We start from the raw sequence: 15,095 nt of genomic DNA on the forward strand, positions 1-15,095 counted from the left end.
CACCGTTGCTCCCATGACGTGATAACGCGAGAACTTCCTTTGTTCGCTGATAAAGCCAATCCATGTGCACCTTCACAATACAATAGCTTGAAGTGTGTTCCAGACGGGATCCTTCCGCCCGCACAATGCCCTGACCTGCGCGCGGGGTCCGGCATCGAAAAATCGGATAACGATCGAAGACGCTGACTAACTGCCCAACGGTTGCGCCTGGCCCTGGGTCCAGTCGCCCGAGGACAACCGATAAGGCACCAGCGCCCCGTGGTCGTTGATGACACTGAAATTCAGCTGGGCATTCTGGGCCTGGGCATGCTCCTGCAGGTCATAGTCGGCGGACTGCCCCGGAGCCAGCATCGAGTTCTTCCGGCGCAGGACCCGATGCCCCCCGGACAACAACTGAATGTCCACCAGCGTCACGTGATAGGGCCCGGTGTTGACCACATTCAGCACACCACCCCGAGGCAGGCTCCAACGCAGTTGCGCCGGTGCCTGCTCGATATCGTCGTTGAGCCGACCGGGGCGGTAGAACAGCTTGATGCGCTGACGGATGCCGATCTGCAGGACATTCTCCCGCTCGCTGGCCTGGGGAATTTCCTGCACGTTCAACCAGAACAGCGACTCACGGTCCGCCGGCATCGCGGCCCCGGAATGAATGATCCGCACCGTCTGCCGTCCCCCGGAAGGCAATTGCACCAAGGGCGGGACCACCACAAAGGGCAACTCCCGGGCGACCTCGTCCTCGGCTTCGAGCCAGGACTGCAGCAATATGCTCGAGGAGTTATTGTTCAGTACACTGAGTACCGCTTCCTTGTCTTGCGCCGGATACACCACCCGTGTCGTATTCAACACAATACCCGCCCGCGCATCGGCTCCTATCCACATTGCCAGGACAATGCCGATCATCGGAGCAAAAACGTTCCGCATGTGAACTACCCATTTCAATGAAAAAAAGAACGGAGCCGTGCAAAGCTCCGTTCAAGAAAGCCGCTTAGTTATAAGTCAGGACAAAAGGCACAGTGCCTGTCGCGGCACCGGGGACCGTGGGCACACCGTTCTTGACGAACACCGCCCGCAGGGCCAGTTCGCCACGGGAGCCGGTACCGCTGGCCTCAAGGACGCCATCAATGGTGTCGGTGGGATCCTGGATATTGAGGAAGGCGTCGCTGTCGCGGCGTACCAGGCCGATGCCGACGCCCTTGGCGGCCCCGGCGGTGGTCAACAGGTAAGGATCGTTGGTGTCGGTTTGTGACGGCCGGAACGACATATGCACGGTGTTCTCCGCCGCCGGTTGCAGGCAGGTCACCACCAGGTCGATGTTTTTCGCGGTGCCCAGTCGCGAGTCGGTGCGATTGCCGATATCGGCAAACGACACACGGCCCAGGTCCACCGGAATGTTATCGGCCGAACCGCCTCCGGAAGACACTTCGCAACTGGTGTTGGTCAAGGCACCGGTAAAGTTCAGCGTGCCACTGTTGGCTGCGTGTGCGGTAGTCACTGCCCCCAGAGTTGCCGCCAATAAAGCCAGGGTCATCGAGATATTTTTCATGCGAACACAATCCTTCGAGTTAATTCGTTTGCACCCATTACTTGGGTGGCGAGCACTATAGACCCGAAGAATTTATTACGCTGTAAGCCCTTATCGATTGGAAAACTAAGAGCCCGCTTACAAAGAGGAACGCCAATACTGTCAGAGCTCGGCGTCATTCAAAACCCCAAGAAAAAAGAACAATAACTGTTTAACACTCACACTCTTTCAACGAAATAACTTATCGCTGAAACACAACTTTCCAGCACACTGATATTATTCTGATACCCTGCTGAATAGCTGCAAACAGTACGATTTGCTCGATATGGCCAAGTACCGGACCCATGCGCTCGTGCAGGCCGCCGGATTTTTACCTGTCCGGCAGCCCGTCTATACACGCAACCCGCAACCACGAGGGCTTGAGCCCACGTACAACTTAGTTGTACGTGAGGGTGACCACGCCTTGCGTTGCCACCTGCCGGGTCGTGACACTCGACGCCAGGGGCTGATAGCTTGCGCTAAAAGGCACCCGCCCATCGCGACAGGCATTGGCCGCTGTATCGACATTCAAACTGACTGCGGAAGAGACTTTGAGCAATCGGCTGTCGGTCCCGGGATGACCAGCTGCCGATGTCCCGACTTCGCAACCGGACTCCACGACTTCCCCGAAAAACCTGATCTGTCCGGCGCCATTCACGGCTTGTATGTCGAAACCACCAGCGATCAGCAACAGCACACCGAGACTTACTATTTTTCCGTTCATTTCCAACACTCCCAAAGCAGGGTCGGTATTCACCAGTAAAGATCACTTCAGGCCCATGCACCAGAAAACAAAGAATCATCCGTAGGACATATCAATAGTGTTTGTCCGCCAACAACACTCTTTATCGTTATCGTCCAAAGCGATAGCGGCTTTAATACCCGGGCGTGTTATAAGACGGACGGTTTTCTGACAGCCCTGTCAGGTAGCCGTCACCTTGCTGACCCGGTTGGGGGGTTATAAAGGAGCTACTGTTCTGCCAGCATTCACCTTCCCATCCCTTTGTTCCGGCGTCCTGACAGCATGCGTATCCCGAAGAAAACCGCGTTGATCCTTGGCCTGGTGGTCCTCGTGGCCGCTGCCGCGACCTGGACCCTGACCCGAGCGCCCAAGGCCAAACCCAGCGCCAATACCGCTGTGCCGGTCACCGTGGTCAGCGTGATCCAGCAGGATGTGCCGCGTTATGTCAGCGGTATCGGTTCGGTACTGTCATTGCACAGCGTGGTGATCCGCCCGCAGATCGACGGCATCCTCACCAAGCTGCTGGTCAAGGAAGGGCAACTGGTCAAGGAAGGCGACCTGCTGGCGACCCTCGACGACCGTTCGATCCAGGCCAGCCTGGCGCAGGCCAAGGCCCAACTGGCACAGAGCCAGGCGCAGTTGCAGGTGGCGGAAGTCGACCTCAAGCGCTACAAGTTGCTGACGGTCGATGACGGCATTTCCAAGCAGACCTATGACCAGCAACAAGCGCTGGTCAATCAATTGAAAGCCACCGCGCAAGGCAACCAGGCGGCGATTGCCTCGGCGCAGGTGCAACTGTCCTATACCCAGATCCACTCGCCGGTCACAGGCAGAGTCGGTATCCGTGCCGTGGACGAAGGCAACTTCCTGCGCATGAGCGATGCCCAGGGCCTGTTCTCGGTGACCCAGATCGACCCGATCGCCGTGGAGTTCTCCCTGCCCCAGCAAATGCTGCCGACCCTGCAAGGCTTGCTCGGCACCACTCCACCTGCGCCGGTCCGGGCGTTCCTCGGCGACGACGGGCATAGCGGCCTGCTGCTCGGCGAAGGCCACCTGACCCTGATCGACAACCAGGTCGCGGCGGGTACCGGGACCATCAAGGCCAAGGCCGAATTCAGCAACAAGGGCCAGAAGCTCTGGCCGGGCCAACTGGTGAACATCAAGATCCAGACCGCCCTCGAACACAACGCCCTGGTGGTGCCGCCCGTGGTGGTCCAGCGCGGCCTGGACAACTACTTCGTCTACCGGGTCAAAGGCAGCGGCGTGGAAGTGGTGCCGGTGCAGATGGCCTACCAGGACAGCGACCTGAACATCATCACCGGTGTGCAGGCCGGCGATGTGCTGGTCAGCGACGGCCAGTCGCGGCTCAAGCCGACTTCGCGGATCGAAGTGCAGGGCCAGCCGAAAATGGCTGACCGCCAGGCCGCCCTGGAGTCCAAGCCATGATCAAGGAAAGCCGCGGCGTTTCAGCCTGGTGCATCGACCATCCGGTGGCGACCATCCTGCTGACCTTCGCCCTGGTGCTGCTCGGGTCGATCGCCTTTCCGCGCCTGCCCCTGGCACCGCTGCCGGAAGCCGAGTTCCCGACCATCCAGGTCTCCGCCCAGCTCCCCGGCGCCAGCCCGCAAACCATGGCGTCCTCGGTCGCGACACCGCTGGAGGTGCAATTCAGCGCCATCCCCGGCATGACCCAGATGACCTCCAGCAGCGCCCTGGGCACCACCACCCTGACGTTGCAGTTCACCCTCAGCAAAAGCATCGACACCGCCGCCCAGGAAGTCCAGGCGGCGATCAACACCGCCTCGGGCAAGCTGCCCAAGGACATGCCGACCCTGCCGACCTGGCGCAAGGTCAACCCGGCCGACAGCCCGGTGCTGATCCTCAGCGTCAGCTCCAGCCAGATGCCCGGCACCGAACTCAGCGACTACGCCGAAACCCTGCTGGCCCGCCAGCTCAGCCAGATCGACGGCGTCGGCCAGATCAACATCACCGGCCAGCAGCGCCCGGCCATCCGGGTCCAGGCCTCGGCGGACAAGCTGGCGGCCATCGGCCTGACCCTGGCCGACATCCGCCAGGCGATCCAGCAGACCAGCCTCAACCTGGCCAAGGGCGCGCTGTACGGCAAGTCGAGCATCTCCACCCTGTCGACCAACGACCAGTTGTTCCAGCCGGAGGAATACGACCAGTTGATCGTCTCCTACAAGAATGGCGCGCCGGTCCAGCTCAAGGATGTCGCCCGGGTCATCCGTGGTTCCGAGGACGCCTACGTGCAGGCCTGGTCCGGTGACGAGCCAGGAGTCAACCTGGTGATTTCCCGTCAGCCGGGGGCCAACATCGTCGAAACCGTGGACCGCATCCAGGCCGCCCTGCCGGGCCTCGAAGCCATGCTCCCGGCCTCGGTGCAGGTCAAGGTGCTGATCGACCGGACCCAGACCATCCGCGCCTCGCTGCATGAAGTGGAAATGACCCTGCTGATCGCCATCCTGCTGGTGGTGGCGGTGATGGCGTTGTTCTTGCGCCAGTTGTCGGCGACCCTGATCGTTTCCTCGGTGCTCGGCGTGTCCCTGGTGGCCAGCTTTGCCCTGATGTACGTGATGGGCTTCAGCCTGAACAACCTGACCCTGGTGGCGATCGTCATCGCCGTGGGCTTTGTGGTCGACGATGCGATTGTCGTGGTGGAAAACATCCACCGCCACCTCGAGGCCGGCGACGGCATGCGCGAAGCGGCGATCAAGGGCGCCGGGGAGATCGGCTTTACCGTGGTCTCCATCAGCTTCTCGCTGATCGCCGCGTTTATTCCGCTGCTGTTCATGGGCGGCGTGGTCGGCCGGCTGTTCAAGGAATTCGCCCTGACCGCGACCTCGACCATCCTGATCTCGGTGGTGGTCTCGCTGACCCTGGCACCGACCCTGGCCGCGCTGTTCATGCGCGCGCCGGTGCATCACGAACATTCCAAGCCGGGCTTCGGCGAGCGCCTGCTGGCCGTCTATGAGCGCAACCTGCGGCGCGCCCTGGCGCACCAGAGAACCATGTTCGGGCTGTTCTGCGTGACCCTGTGCCTGGCCATCGCCGGCTACGTGTTCATTCCCAAGGGCTTCTTCCCGATCCAGGACACCGGCTTCGTCCTCGGCACCACCGAGGCCGCCGCCGATGTGTCCTTCACCGATATGGTGGCCAAGCACAAGGCCCTGGCCGAGATCGTTGCGGCCGACCCGGCGGTGCAGGCGTTCTCTCATTCGGTGGGTGTGTCCGGCAGCAACCAGACCATCGCCAACGGCCGCTTCTGGATCGCCCTCAAGCCCCAGGACCAGCGGGATGTCTCGGCCAGCGCATTTATCGACCGGATTCGCCCGCAACTGATGAAGATTCCCGGCATCGTCCTCTACCTGCGGGCGGGCCAGGACATCAACCTCAGTTCCGGCCCGAGCCGGGCCCAGTATCAGTACGTGGTCAAGAGCAATGACGGCGATACGCTGAACACCTGGACCCAGCGCCTGACGGAAAAGCTGCGCACCAACCCGGCGTTTCGCGACCTGTCCAACGACCTGCAAACGGGCGGCAGCGTCACCCATATCAGCATCGATCGCAGCGCCGCCGCGCGTTTCGGCCTGACCGCCAGCGATGTCGACGAAGCCCTCTACGACGCCTTCGGCCAGCGGCAGATCAACGAGTACCAGACCGAAACCAACCAGTACAACGTGATCCTCGAACTGGACGCCGCACAGCGCGGCAAGGCCGAAAGCCTGAACTACTTCTACCTGCGCTCGCCCCTGACCGGTGAGATGGTCCCGCTCTCGGCCCTGGCGCGCTTCGACGTGCCCACCAGCGGTCCGTTGTCCATCGCCCACGACGGCATGTTCCCGGCCGCCAACCTGTCGTTCAACCTGGCCCCCGGCGTGGCCCTGGGCGATGCGGTGCTGCAACTCAACCAGGCGAAGAACGAGATCGGCATGCCGGCCTCGGTGAACGGTTACTTCCAGGGCGCGGCCCAGGCCTTCCAGAGTTCCCTGGCGAGCCAACCGTGGCTGATCCTCGCGGCGCTGGTGGCGGTCTACATCATCCTCGGGGTGCTCTACGAAAGTTTCGTGCACCCGCTGACAATCATTTCCACCCTGCCGTCCGCCGGCCTCGGCGCCCTGATCATGTTGTGGCTGCTGGGCCAGGACTTCTCGATCATGGCGCTGATCGGCCTGGTATTGCTGATCGGTATCGTGAAGAAGAACGGCATCCTGATGATCGACTTCGCCCTGGAAGCCCAGCGTAGCGGGCTGTCGCCGGAGGAAGCAATCTACAAGGCCTGTATCACGAGGTTCCGGCCGATCATCATGACCACCCTGGCCGCCCTGCTCGGCGCCCTGCCGCTGATGCTCGGCCACGGTACCGGCGCCGAATTGCGCCAGCCCCTGGGGATCGCCGTGGTCGGCGGCCTGCTGGTGAGCCAGGCGCTGACGCTCTTTACCACCCCCGTCATATACTTGTGGCTTGAGCGGCTTTTCCATCGGCCGACACCGGCGCCCGCGCCGGCGATCACACTCTGAGGCGGGTTCATGCGCGTTCTGATTATCGAAGACGAAGAAAAAACCGCCGATTACCTGCACCGGGGCCTGACCGAGCAGGGCTACACCGTGGACCTCGCCCGCGATGGCGTCGGCGGCCTGCACCTGGCGCTGGAAAGCGACTACGCAGTGATCATCCTCGACGTGATGCTGCCGGAGCTGGATGGCTTCGGTGTGCTCAAGGCGCTGCGGGCGCGCAAGCAGACCCCGGTGATCATGCTCACCGCCCGCGAGCGCGTCGAAGACCGTGTTCGCGGCCTGCGCGAGGGCGCCGACGACTACCTGGGCAAACCCTTTTCCTTTCTCGAACTGGTGGCCCGCCTGCAGGCCCTGACCCGGCGCAGCGGCGGCGGCCACGAGCCGGTGCAGATCAGCGTCGCCGATCTCTGGGTCGATCTGATCAGTCGCAAGGCCAGCCGCGCCGGCATACGCCTGGACCTGACCGCCAAGGAGTTCTCGCTGCTCAGCGTGCTGGCCCGGCGCCAGGGCGAAATCCTCTCCAAGACCGCCATTGCCGAGATGGTCTGGGACATCAATTTCGACAGCGACGCAAACGTCGTCGAAGTCGCGATCAAGCGCCTGCGAGCCAAGCTCGACGGGCCGTTCGAACAGAAACTGCTGCACACCATTCGCGGCATGGGCTACGTGCTGGAGAGCCGCAGTGCCAACTAACAGCATTGCCCTGCGCCTGAGCGGCTTGTTCAGCGGCGTGGCGCTGCTGGTGTTCCTGTTGATCGGCTGGGCCCTGTACCAGCAGGTCGGCGAGGGCCTCGGCCTGCTGCCGGAAGCCGAGTTGGAGGCACGCTCCAGCGTGCTGCTGTCCTCACTCAATCGCGACAGCACCCTGGAGCACTGGGCCAAGGTCAGCGCCAAGCTCAAGCAATTGGGCGAAGAGGACAAGCGCATTCGTTTCTGGGTGGTCAGCGGCGATAGCAACTACGAGTACGGCACCCCCGACGGCCTGGTTCGTGCCTTCGCCGAAGGCCCCGCGGGCATGCGCGACCTGCGCTTGCCGGGACACGCCTACCCCTTCAAGGTGCTGGTCAACGCCCTGCCGGCCAAGGGGCCTCGCCCACCGTTGAAGTTCCTGATCGCCATCGACACCGAAACCTTCCGACAGACCCAACACCACCTGCTGATCGCCCTGATCGGCCTGGCCATCGCCGGCATCGCCCTGGCGTCCGTGCTGGGTTACTGGGTGACGCGGATCGGCCTGAAACCCTTGATCAAGCTGTCCGAGGAGGCGCAGAAGCTGGCCCCGCCACGGCTGTCCGGGCGCCTGCAGTTGTCACCGCTGCCGCCGGAGCTCAGCCAGTTCGTCAACTCCTTCAACTCGACCCTGGAACGCGTCGAGCATGCCTATTCGCGCCTGGAGTCGTTCAACGCCGACGTCGCCCATGAGTTGCGCTCGCCGCTGACCAACCTGATCGGCCAGACCCAGGTGGCCCTGACCCGCGGACGTTCGGCCGAGCATTATTTCGAGGTCCTGCAATCGAACCTCGAAGAGCTGGAACGCCTGCGCTCGATCATCAACGACATGCTGTTCCTGGCCAGCGCCGACCAGGGCAGCAAGGCCACCAAGCTGATCAGCACCTCGCTGGCCGGCGAGGTGGCGACCACCCTGGACTACCTGGACTTCATTCTCGAAGACGCCCAGGTCCAGGTACGGGTCAGCGGCGATGCCCAGGTACAGATCGAAATCGCCCACCTGCGCCGGGCGCTGATCAACCTGCTGAGCAATGCGGTGCAGCACACAGTGCCGGGCCAGGTGATCGTGGTACGCATCGAACGCGAGGGCGAGCGGGTCGCCATTGGCGTATCCAACCCCGGCGAAGCGATTGCCGCCGAGCATCTTTCGCGGCTCTTCGAACGTTTCTACCGGGTCGACGCCTCCCGCAGCAACAGCGGCGCCAACCACGGACTGGGCCTGGCAATCGTCAAGGCCATCGCCCTGATGCATGGCGGTGATGTGTTCGTGCGCAGCCGCGACGGGATCAATACCTTCGGCCTCTACCTGCCAGCCTGAAGCACTCCAGGGACAGAACGGCAAAGGCCAGTCTCAGTAGACTGGCCTTTTTCTTGCGTGGGCCGTATACATGCGCCAATAAACCGATGCAATCGAGAGTGCGACCATTCCTCACGCCCCGGCAAATTCCGTCAAGCCGCAAACCCTGCTGATGCTGGTCAGCGGAATGACGGTGATCGCCATGCTTGCCATCGTGACCTTTCTGCTGATCCGCGAGCGCGGCAGCGCCACCGAGGCCGCCGCGCGCTCGGCGAGCAATATCGTGCAACTGATCGACGCCGATGTATCGCGCAATATCGAGCTCTATGACCTCGCATTACAGGGGCTGATCCAGGCCTCGCAGCGCCAGGATCTGCGCACGGTCGCTCCCGAAGTCCGTCATCTCGCCCTGTTCGACCGCGCCTCGAGCACCTCGCACAAAAGCGATATCCTGCTGCTGGACCGACTGGGCAATGTGGTCGCCGACTCCCAGTCGCTTATCCCGAGGACCGAGAACCTTTCCGACCGCGAGTATTTCCAGTCCCACGAGAGCGATCCGGACCCGAGCCTGATGATCAGCCACCCGTTCAAGTCCCGCCGGGCCCCGTATCCCTGGCTGATCAGTTTCAGCCGCAGGATGACCTCCGCGGATGGTGAGTTCCTGGGAGTGGCCGCCGCCGGCATGCGCCTGAGTTACGTCGACGAGCTGTTCATGAACCTGAGCGTCGGCAAAGGCGGTTCCATCAGCCTGGTCAGCACCGACGGCACCCTGCTGTCCCGACAAACGCCACTGCCCGACGAGCTGACCGGCCAGGACTTCAGCAACTACCCCAACTTCATCCGGATCCTGAAACAAGGCAACGGCAGCTTCAGCACCACCTCGGGGATCGATGGCAGCGAGCGGCTCTATACCTTTTCCCAGGTCGGCACGCTACCGCTGATCGTGGTGGTGTCCCAGTCCGCCGATGAAGTCTATGGCGCCTGGAAACGCACGACCCGCCTGGTCGGCCTGGCCACGGGCGTGCTCTGTATCGGCCTGCTCTGGCTCAGTTGGCTGCTGGCCCGGGAACTGCGCCGACGCCAGCGCGCCGAGCAGGAGCTGGCGCAGCTGGCCGCCACCGACTCGCTGACCGGCCTGGCCAATCGCCGGGCGCTGGACCAGGGCCTGGCGACCGAATGGGCGCGGGCACAGCGTTCCGGCAAACCGCTGTCGGTACTGATGATCGATGCCGATCACTTCAAGGCCTTCAACGACCGCCACGGTCACCCGGTCGGCGACGAGGCCTTGCGGCGGCTGGCCCAGGTGATCAGTGACAACATTCGGCGTCCTGGCGACATGGCGGCGCGTTATGGCGGCGAAGAGTTTGCCGTGGTGCTGCCGGAAACCGATGAGCAGGGGGCAATGAACCTGGCGCAAAAGATCCGCACGGCCATGGCCGCACTGGCGCCCTTCAAGGGCGACCGGCGGGCGATCACCGTCAGCATCGGCGCCAGCACCGCTTCGCCGCCCAACGACGGTAGCGTGGAGCAGCTGCTGCGCAAAGCCGACCAGGCGCTGTACCAGGCCAAGCACGAAGGCCGCGATCGTGCGGTGCATGCCAGCCTCGACCGGTTGTAAGCGCCCCCTGTAGGAGCGAGCTTGCTCGCGATGGACGTCAACGATAACACGCGGCATCTGATACCCCGCGGTGTCTGGACTACCCTCGCCGGAACGCCGCCCGGAGCAAGCTCGCTTCGACAAGGGAAGGGATATAAAAAAAGCCGCCCGAGGGCGGCTTTCAAATACAACAAAAGGAGAGAGTCGTTACACGGCCGCAACGGGACGCATGTAAGAGATCGGCGCGGTGCTGGCGTCTTCGAAGGTCACCACTTCCCAGGCATCTTTCTGCTCGATGAGCTTACGCAGAAGCTGGTTGTTCAGGGCGTGACCGGACTTGAAGCCTTTGAACTCACCAATCAGGCTATTGCCCAACAGGTAGAGGTCACCGATAGCGTCGAGGATCTTGTGTTTGACGAATTCGTCTTCGTAACGAAGGCCGTCTTCGTTCAGTACACCATCCGAATCGACCACGATGGCGTTTTCCACGCTACCGCCGAGTGCGAGGTTGTGCTTGCGCAGGTACTCGATATCACTCATGAAACCAAAGGTCCGGGCGCGGCTGACTTCTTTTACGAACGAAGTGCTGGAAAAATCCACGCTGGCACTCTGGATGCGGTCACGGAACACCGGGTGATCGAAATCGATCTCAAAGCTCACCTTGAAACCTTCGAAAGGCACGAAAGTGGCGCGCTTGTCGCCGTCTTCCACTGAGACTTCACGAAGGATGCGGATGAACTTCTTGGCTGCGTCCTGTTCTTCCAGGCCGGCAGATTGAATCAGGAATACGAAGGGTCCAGCGCTACCATCCATGATCGGGACTTCGGACGCGGAGAGCTCGACGTAGGCGTTATCGATGCCCAGGCCGGCCATGGCCGAGAGCAAGTGCTCAACCGTGTCCACCTTGACGTCACCGTTGACCAACGTGGTCGACATCGTGGTTTCACCAACGTTTTCCGCGCGAGCAGGAATCTGCACCACAGGGTCGAGGTCGGCACGACAAAACACGATACCGGTGTCCACAGGCGCGGGCTTGAGGGTCAGGTAGACCTTCTCGCCGGAGTGCAGGCCGACACCTGTAGCACGGATAATATTTTTCAGGGTGCGTTGTTTAATCATGGCATGGGCCGCTTCAGCGCAAATTGCGAACAGGTATCAACAAAGGCTGGCGATAATAGCAGACCAGGCCTTTGCTGAACACCAATCACCCTAATACTCCTGATACATTCCATCAATCGGCCTGGCGACGCAGGAAAGCCGGGATATCCAGATAGTCCAGGTCATCCTGCGGGTTCATCTTCGCGGCAGTCGCAGCACCGGCCTGGGCCTGGTTGCGCATGACGGTCGGACGATCCAGGTCACGGTAGTTCACCGACGGCAGTTCCTGACGCGAAGGTGCTTGCGTCTGGGCGGCAGCCGATTGGCTGGTCTGCAGCGTATTGTCGATGACCTTCACAGGCTTCTCGATACGCGCACCCAGGCCGGTGGCAACCACGGTCACGTGCAGCTCGTCGCGCATGTCCGGATCGATAACGGTACCGACCTTGACCATGGCGTGCTCAGAGGCGAAGGCTTCGATGATGCTACCCACGTCGGAGTACTCACCCAGGGACAGGTCAGGACCGGCGGTGATGTTCACCAGGATGCCGCGCGCGCCTTGCAGGTTGACGTCTTCCAGCAGCGGGTTGCGAATCGCCGCTTCGGTGGCTTCACGTGCACGGTTGGGACCGCTGGCGCAGCCAGTGCCCATCATCGCCATGCCCATTTCGCTCATCACGGTACGCACGTCGGCGAAGTCGACGTTGATCATGCCCGGACGCTTGATGATGTCGGAGATACCGCGAACGGCACCGGCGAGTACATCGTCAGCCTTGGCGAAAGCCGACAGCAGGCTGGCGTCCTTACCCAGGATGGTCAGCAGCTTCTCGTTGGGAATGGTGATCAACGAGTCGACGCTTTCGCTCAGCGCGCGGATGCCTTCATCGGCGATCTGCATGCGCTTTCGGCCTTCGAACGGGAACGGACGGGTCACCACCGCAACGGTGAGGATGCCCATTTCCTTCGCCACTTCGGCAATGATCGGGGCCGCGCCGGTACCGGTACCGCCACCCATGCCGGTGGTGATGAACACCATGTTGGTGCCCTGCAGCACTTCGGCGATGCGCTCGCGATCTTCCAGAGCGGCCTGACGACCGACTTCCGGATTGGCGCCGGCACCCAGGCCCTTGGTCACGCCGGTACCCAGTTGCAGGATAGTCCGCGCGCCAATGTTTTTCAGGGCCTGGGCATCGGTGTTGGCGCAGATGAACTCGACGCCTTCAATGTTGCTCTTGACCATATGGTTAACGGCGTTGCCGCCGCCACCGCCTACGCCGATAACCTTGATTACCGGACTTTGTGGGACGTTGTCTACGAGTTCGAACATGTTCCCTCTCCTTTCATTCTCTAGTTTTTTCGCCTACTTCTACTGCTTTGAAACTTTAAAAGTTGCCCTGAACCCAGCGCTTCAAGCGCTCCAGCACAGGTGCTTTCTGTTCTTCATCGCGATAGTCGTTTCTGTTGCCGCCGTTGTAGCCGGACAGGGAAATGCCGTCCGACTGCTTTTGCAGCCCGTACAGCAACAGCCCTACCCCAGTTGAATAGATCGGGTTGCGGACCACGTCCGACAGCCCTTTGACGCTATGCGGCACGCCCAGGCGCACCGGCATGTGGAAAATCTCTTCGGCCAGTTCGACCGCGCCTTCCATTTTCGAGGTACCGCCGGTCAGCACGATGCCGGCCGGAATCAGGTCTTCGTAGCCGCTGCGACGCAGTTCGGCCTGGATCAGGGTGAACAGTTCGTCGTAGCGCGGCTCGACCACTTCGGCCAGGGCCTGGCGCGACAGCTCGCGTGGCGGACGGTCGCCGACGCTCGGCACCTTGATGGTTTCACCGGCACCGGCCAGTTTCGCCAGGGCACAGGCGTAGCGGATCTTGATCTCTTCGGCGTACTGGGTCGGGGTGCGCAACGCCATGGCGATGTCGTTGGTCACCTGATCACCGGCAATCGGGATCACCGCGGTGTGGCGGATCGCGCCTTCGGTGAAGATCGCGATGTCGGTGGTGCCGCCGCCGATATCCACCAGGCACACGCCCAGTTCTTTCTCGTCGTCGGTCAGCACCGAGTAGGCCGAGGCCAATTGCTCGAGGATGATGTCGTCGATTTCCAGACCGCAGCGGCGCACGCACTTCTCGATGTTCTGCGCCGCGTTCACCGCGCAGGTGACCACGTGGACCTTGGCCTCCAGACGTACGCCGGACATGCCCAGGGGCTCGCGAACGCCTTCCTGGTTATCGATCACGTAGTCCTGCGGCAGGGTGTGCAGGACCCGCTGGTCCGCCGGAATCGCCACGGCCTGGGCCGCATCGAGCACACGCTCGAGATCCGCCGCGCTGACTTCACGGTCGCGGATCGCGACAATCCCATGGGAGTTCAGGCTGCGGATGTGATTGCCCGCCACGCCGACGAACGCCGAGTGGATCCGGCAACCGGCCATCAGTTGCGCTTCTTCCACCGCACGCTGGATCGACTGCACGGTGGACTCGATATTCACCACCACGCCCTTCTTCAGGCCGCGGGAAGGATGGGTGCCGATACCGACGATTTCCAGCGTGCCATCGGCCGCGACCTCGCCCACCAGTGCCACCACCTTGGAGGTACCGATATCCAGTCCGACGATCATTTTGCCGCTTTGCACGTTTGCCATGGTCCTGCCTCTTCTTAATTCTTCGCAACGGCGGGTTTGGCCGTCACGGGTGCCACAGGTTCCCGCCATCCGACGGCCAGGCCGTTGGAATAACGCAGATCGATGCTGGCAATGTTCGTAATCTGTTCTTTCAGCGTTTTTTCATAAATGGCAATAAAACGGCGCATCTTCTCGACCAGATGATCGCGGCCCAACAACAACTCGATCCCCGGCCCCGCGCTGCCCGCGCCGGTGGTCAGGAACCAGCTGCCGCGTTCACGCAGTTCCAGCCGGACAATCGAAAAACCCAGCGGGCGCAGCATCTGGCTCAACACCTGATACTGCTGCATCACCTGTTGCTGGGCCCGTTGGGGACCGAACAACTGCGGCAGATGCTCGTAGTTCGCCAGTTCCCGCGGCGCGAACGCCTGGCCCTGGTTGTTCAACAACGCCCCGTCGCCCCAGCGGGCCACCGGCAATTGCTCTTCCAGGCGGATCACCACCTGGTCCGGCCACACACGCCGGACCTCGGCATGGGCGATCCACGGCATGGTTTCCAGCTCGGTGCGCATGCTCGCCAGGTCGATGGTGAAGAAGCTCGACGCGACGTACGGCGCGATCCGCTGCTGCACCGCCTGCTGGCTGATGTAGCTCAGGTCGCCCTGCACGTTGATCTTGCTGATCGGCCGATCGGCATAGGGCAACAGGCGCTGGGCACCTTCGTAGGTACCGAAACCCAGGGCCACCAGCAGCACCGGCCACATCAGCCGCTTGAAAATGCTGAAGTTGGCTTTCGGCAGGCGCACCGACATCGGCTCTTTAGCCACCATCCGGCTGGCACCCCGCGGCACCGGCTTGTTACGGCCGGGGGCGGGTGACTGATGACGAATCGATGCGCCGTGCATGGTC

At 62.1% G+C, this 15,095-nt stretch carries 12 protein-coding genes; 5 read left to right on the forward strand and 7 right to left on the reverse strand.

From position 1 onward, the window contains the following. Positions 1-186 precede the first annotated feature (186 nt). The 3 genes from M5B42_RS15750 to M5B42_RS15760 form a co-directional block, all read right to left on the reverse strand. Positions 187-921, reverse strand: coding sequence for a molecular chaperone (locus M5B42_RS15750; RefSeq protein WP_248746364.1), 735 nt, complete (start codon positions 919-921; stop codon positions 187-189). A gap of 64 nt (positions 922-985) precedes the next feature. After that, positions 986-1,543 carry a fimbrial protein gene (locus tag M5B42_RS15755; RefSeq protein ID WP_103494541.1) on the reverse strand — a complete coding sequence of 186 codons (558 nt, stop codon included), beginning with the start codon at positions 1,541-1,543 and terminating at the stop codon, positions 986-988. 415 nt (positions 1,544-1,958) lie between these two features. Then, positions 1,959-2,318: a hypothetical protein gene (locus M5B42_RS15760; RefSeq protein ID WP_248746365.1), complete on the reverse strand. Its 360-nt coding sequence runs from the start codon at positions 2,316-2,318 to the stop codon at positions 1,959-1,961. Between the two features lie 267 nt (positions 2,319-2,585). On the opposite strand from M5B42_RS15760, the gene M5B42_RS15765 reads away from it, so the two are divergent. The 5 genes from M5B42_RS15765 (at position 2,586) to M5B42_RS15785 (ending at position 10,482) form a co-directional block, all read left to right on the forward strand. Continuing rightward, positions 2,586-3,749: an efflux RND transporter periplasmic adaptor subunit gene (locus tag M5B42_RS15765; protein WP_103494607.1), complete on the forward strand. Its 1,164-nt coding sequence runs from the start codon at positions 2,586-2,588 to the stop codon at positions 3,747-3,749. Continuing rightward, positions 3,746-6,841: a multidrug efflux RND transporter permease subunit gene (locus M5B42_RS15770; RefSeq protein WP_248746366.1), complete on the forward strand. Its 3,096-nt coding sequence runs from the start codon at positions 3,746-3,748 to the stop codon at positions 6,839-6,841. Before M5B42_RS15765 ends, M5B42_RS15770 begins: the two co-directional genes overlap by 4 nt. Positions 6,842-6,850: 9 nt before the next feature. Then, complete coding sequence (locus M5B42_RS15775; RefSeq protein WP_248746367.1) at positions 6,851-7,531, forward strand: heavy metal response regulator transcription factor; 681 nt, start codon at positions 6,851-6,853, stop codon at positions 7,529-7,531. After that, positions 7,521-8,885: a heavy metal sensor histidine kinase gene (locus tag M5B42_RS15780; RefSeq protein WP_103494537.1), complete on the forward strand. Its 1,365-nt coding sequence runs from the start codon at positions 7,521-7,523 to the stop codon at positions 8,883-8,885. Before M5B42_RS15775 ends, M5B42_RS15780 begins: the two co-directional genes overlap by 11 nt. Before the next feature lie 151 nt (positions 8,886-9,036). Then, on the forward strand, positions 9,037-10,482 hold the full coding sequence (locus tag M5B42_RS15785) for a sensor domain-containing diguanylate cyclase (RefSeq protein ID WP_248746368.1): 1,446 nt from the start codon (positions 9,037-9,039) through the stop codon (positions 10,480-10,482). Between the two features lie 186 nt (positions 10,483-10,668). Here M5B42_RS15785 and lpxC read toward each other — a convergent pair whose 3' ends face one another. From lpxC to M5B42_RS15805, 4 genes are all read right to left on the reverse strand, one after another. Next, on the reverse strand, positions 10,669-11,580 hold the full coding sequence (gene lpxC, locus M5B42_RS15790) for a UDP-3-O-acyl-N-acetylglucosamine deacetylase (protein WP_100941309.1): 912 nt from the start codon (positions 11,578-11,580) through the stop codon (positions 10,669-10,671). Positions 11,581-11,692: 112 nt separating this feature from the next. Further along, the gene (gene ftsZ / locus M5B42_RS15795) at positions 11,693-12,886 is read right to left on the reverse strand and encodes a cell division protein FtsZ (protein WP_103494534.1); all 1,194 of its coding nucleotides are present in this window, start codon (positions 12,884-12,886) and stop codon (positions 11,693-11,695) included. Between the two features lie 55 nt (positions 12,887-12,941). After that, entirely contained in the window at positions 12,942-14,207 is a 1,266-nt protein-coding gene (gene ftsA, locus M5B42_RS15800) for a cell division protein FtsA (RefSeq protein ID WP_100941307.1), read from the reverse strand. 14 nt (positions 14,208-14,221) lie between these two features. Continuing rightward, on the reverse strand, positions 14,222-15,091 hold the full coding sequence (locus M5B42_RS15805) for a cell division protein FtsQ/DivIB (RefSeq protein WP_152741171.1): 870 nt from the start codon (positions 15,089-15,091) through the stop codon (positions 14,222-14,224). Positions 15,092-15,095 lie beyond the last annotated feature (4 nt).

The organism is Pseudomonas sp. MWU12-2037 (assembly GCF_023242345.1).
In the GTDB taxonomy this organism is placed as follows: domain Bacteria; phylum Pseudomonadota; class Gammaproteobacteria; order Pseudomonadales; family Pseudomonadaceae; genus Aquipseudomonas; species Aquipseudomonas gingeri_D.

Excerpts from the sequence above, each read along its gene's own strand:
- M5B42_RS15775 (WP_248746367.1), top strand. The coding sequence starts at position 6,851 with ATGCGCGTTCTGATTATCGAAGACGAAGAAAAAACCGCCGATTACCTG.
- M5B42_RS15750 (WP_248746364.1), bottom strand. The coding sequence starts at position 921 with ATGCGGAACGTTTTTGCTCCGATGATCGGCATTGTCCTGGCAATGTGG.
- M5B42_RS15765 (WP_103494607.1), top strand. The coding sequence starts at position 2,586 with ATGCGTATCCCGAAGAAAACCGCGTTGATCCTTGGCCTGGTGGTCCTC.
- ftsA (WP_100941307.1), bottom strand. The coding sequence starts at position 14,207 with ATGGCAAACGTGCAAAGCGGCAAAATGATCGTCGGACTGGATATCGGT.
- M5B42_RS15770 (WP_248746366.1), top strand. The coding sequence starts at position 3,746 with ATGATCAAGGAAAGCCGCGGCGTTTCAGCCTGGTGCATCGACCATCCG.
- M5B42_RS15755 (WP_103494541.1), bottom strand. The coding sequence starts at position 1,543 with ATGAAAAATATCTCGATGACCCTGGCTTTATTGGCGGCAACTCTGGGG.
- M5B42_RS15805 (WP_152741171.1), bottom strand. The coding sequence starts at position 15,091 with ATGCACGGCGCATCGATTCGTCATCAGTCACCCGCCCCCGGCCGTAAC.
- ftsZ (WP_103494534.1), bottom strand. The coding sequence starts at position 12,886 with ATGTTCGAACTCGTAGACAACGTCCCACAAAGTCCGGTAATCAAGGTT.
- lpxC (WP_100941309.1), bottom strand. The coding sequence starts at position 11,580 with ATGATTAAACAACGCACCCTGAAAAATATTATCCGTGCTACAGGTGTC.
- M5B42_RS15785 (WP_248746368.1), top strand. The coding sequence starts at position 9,037 with ATGCTGGTCAGCGGAATGACGGTGATCGCCATGCTTGCCATCGTGACC.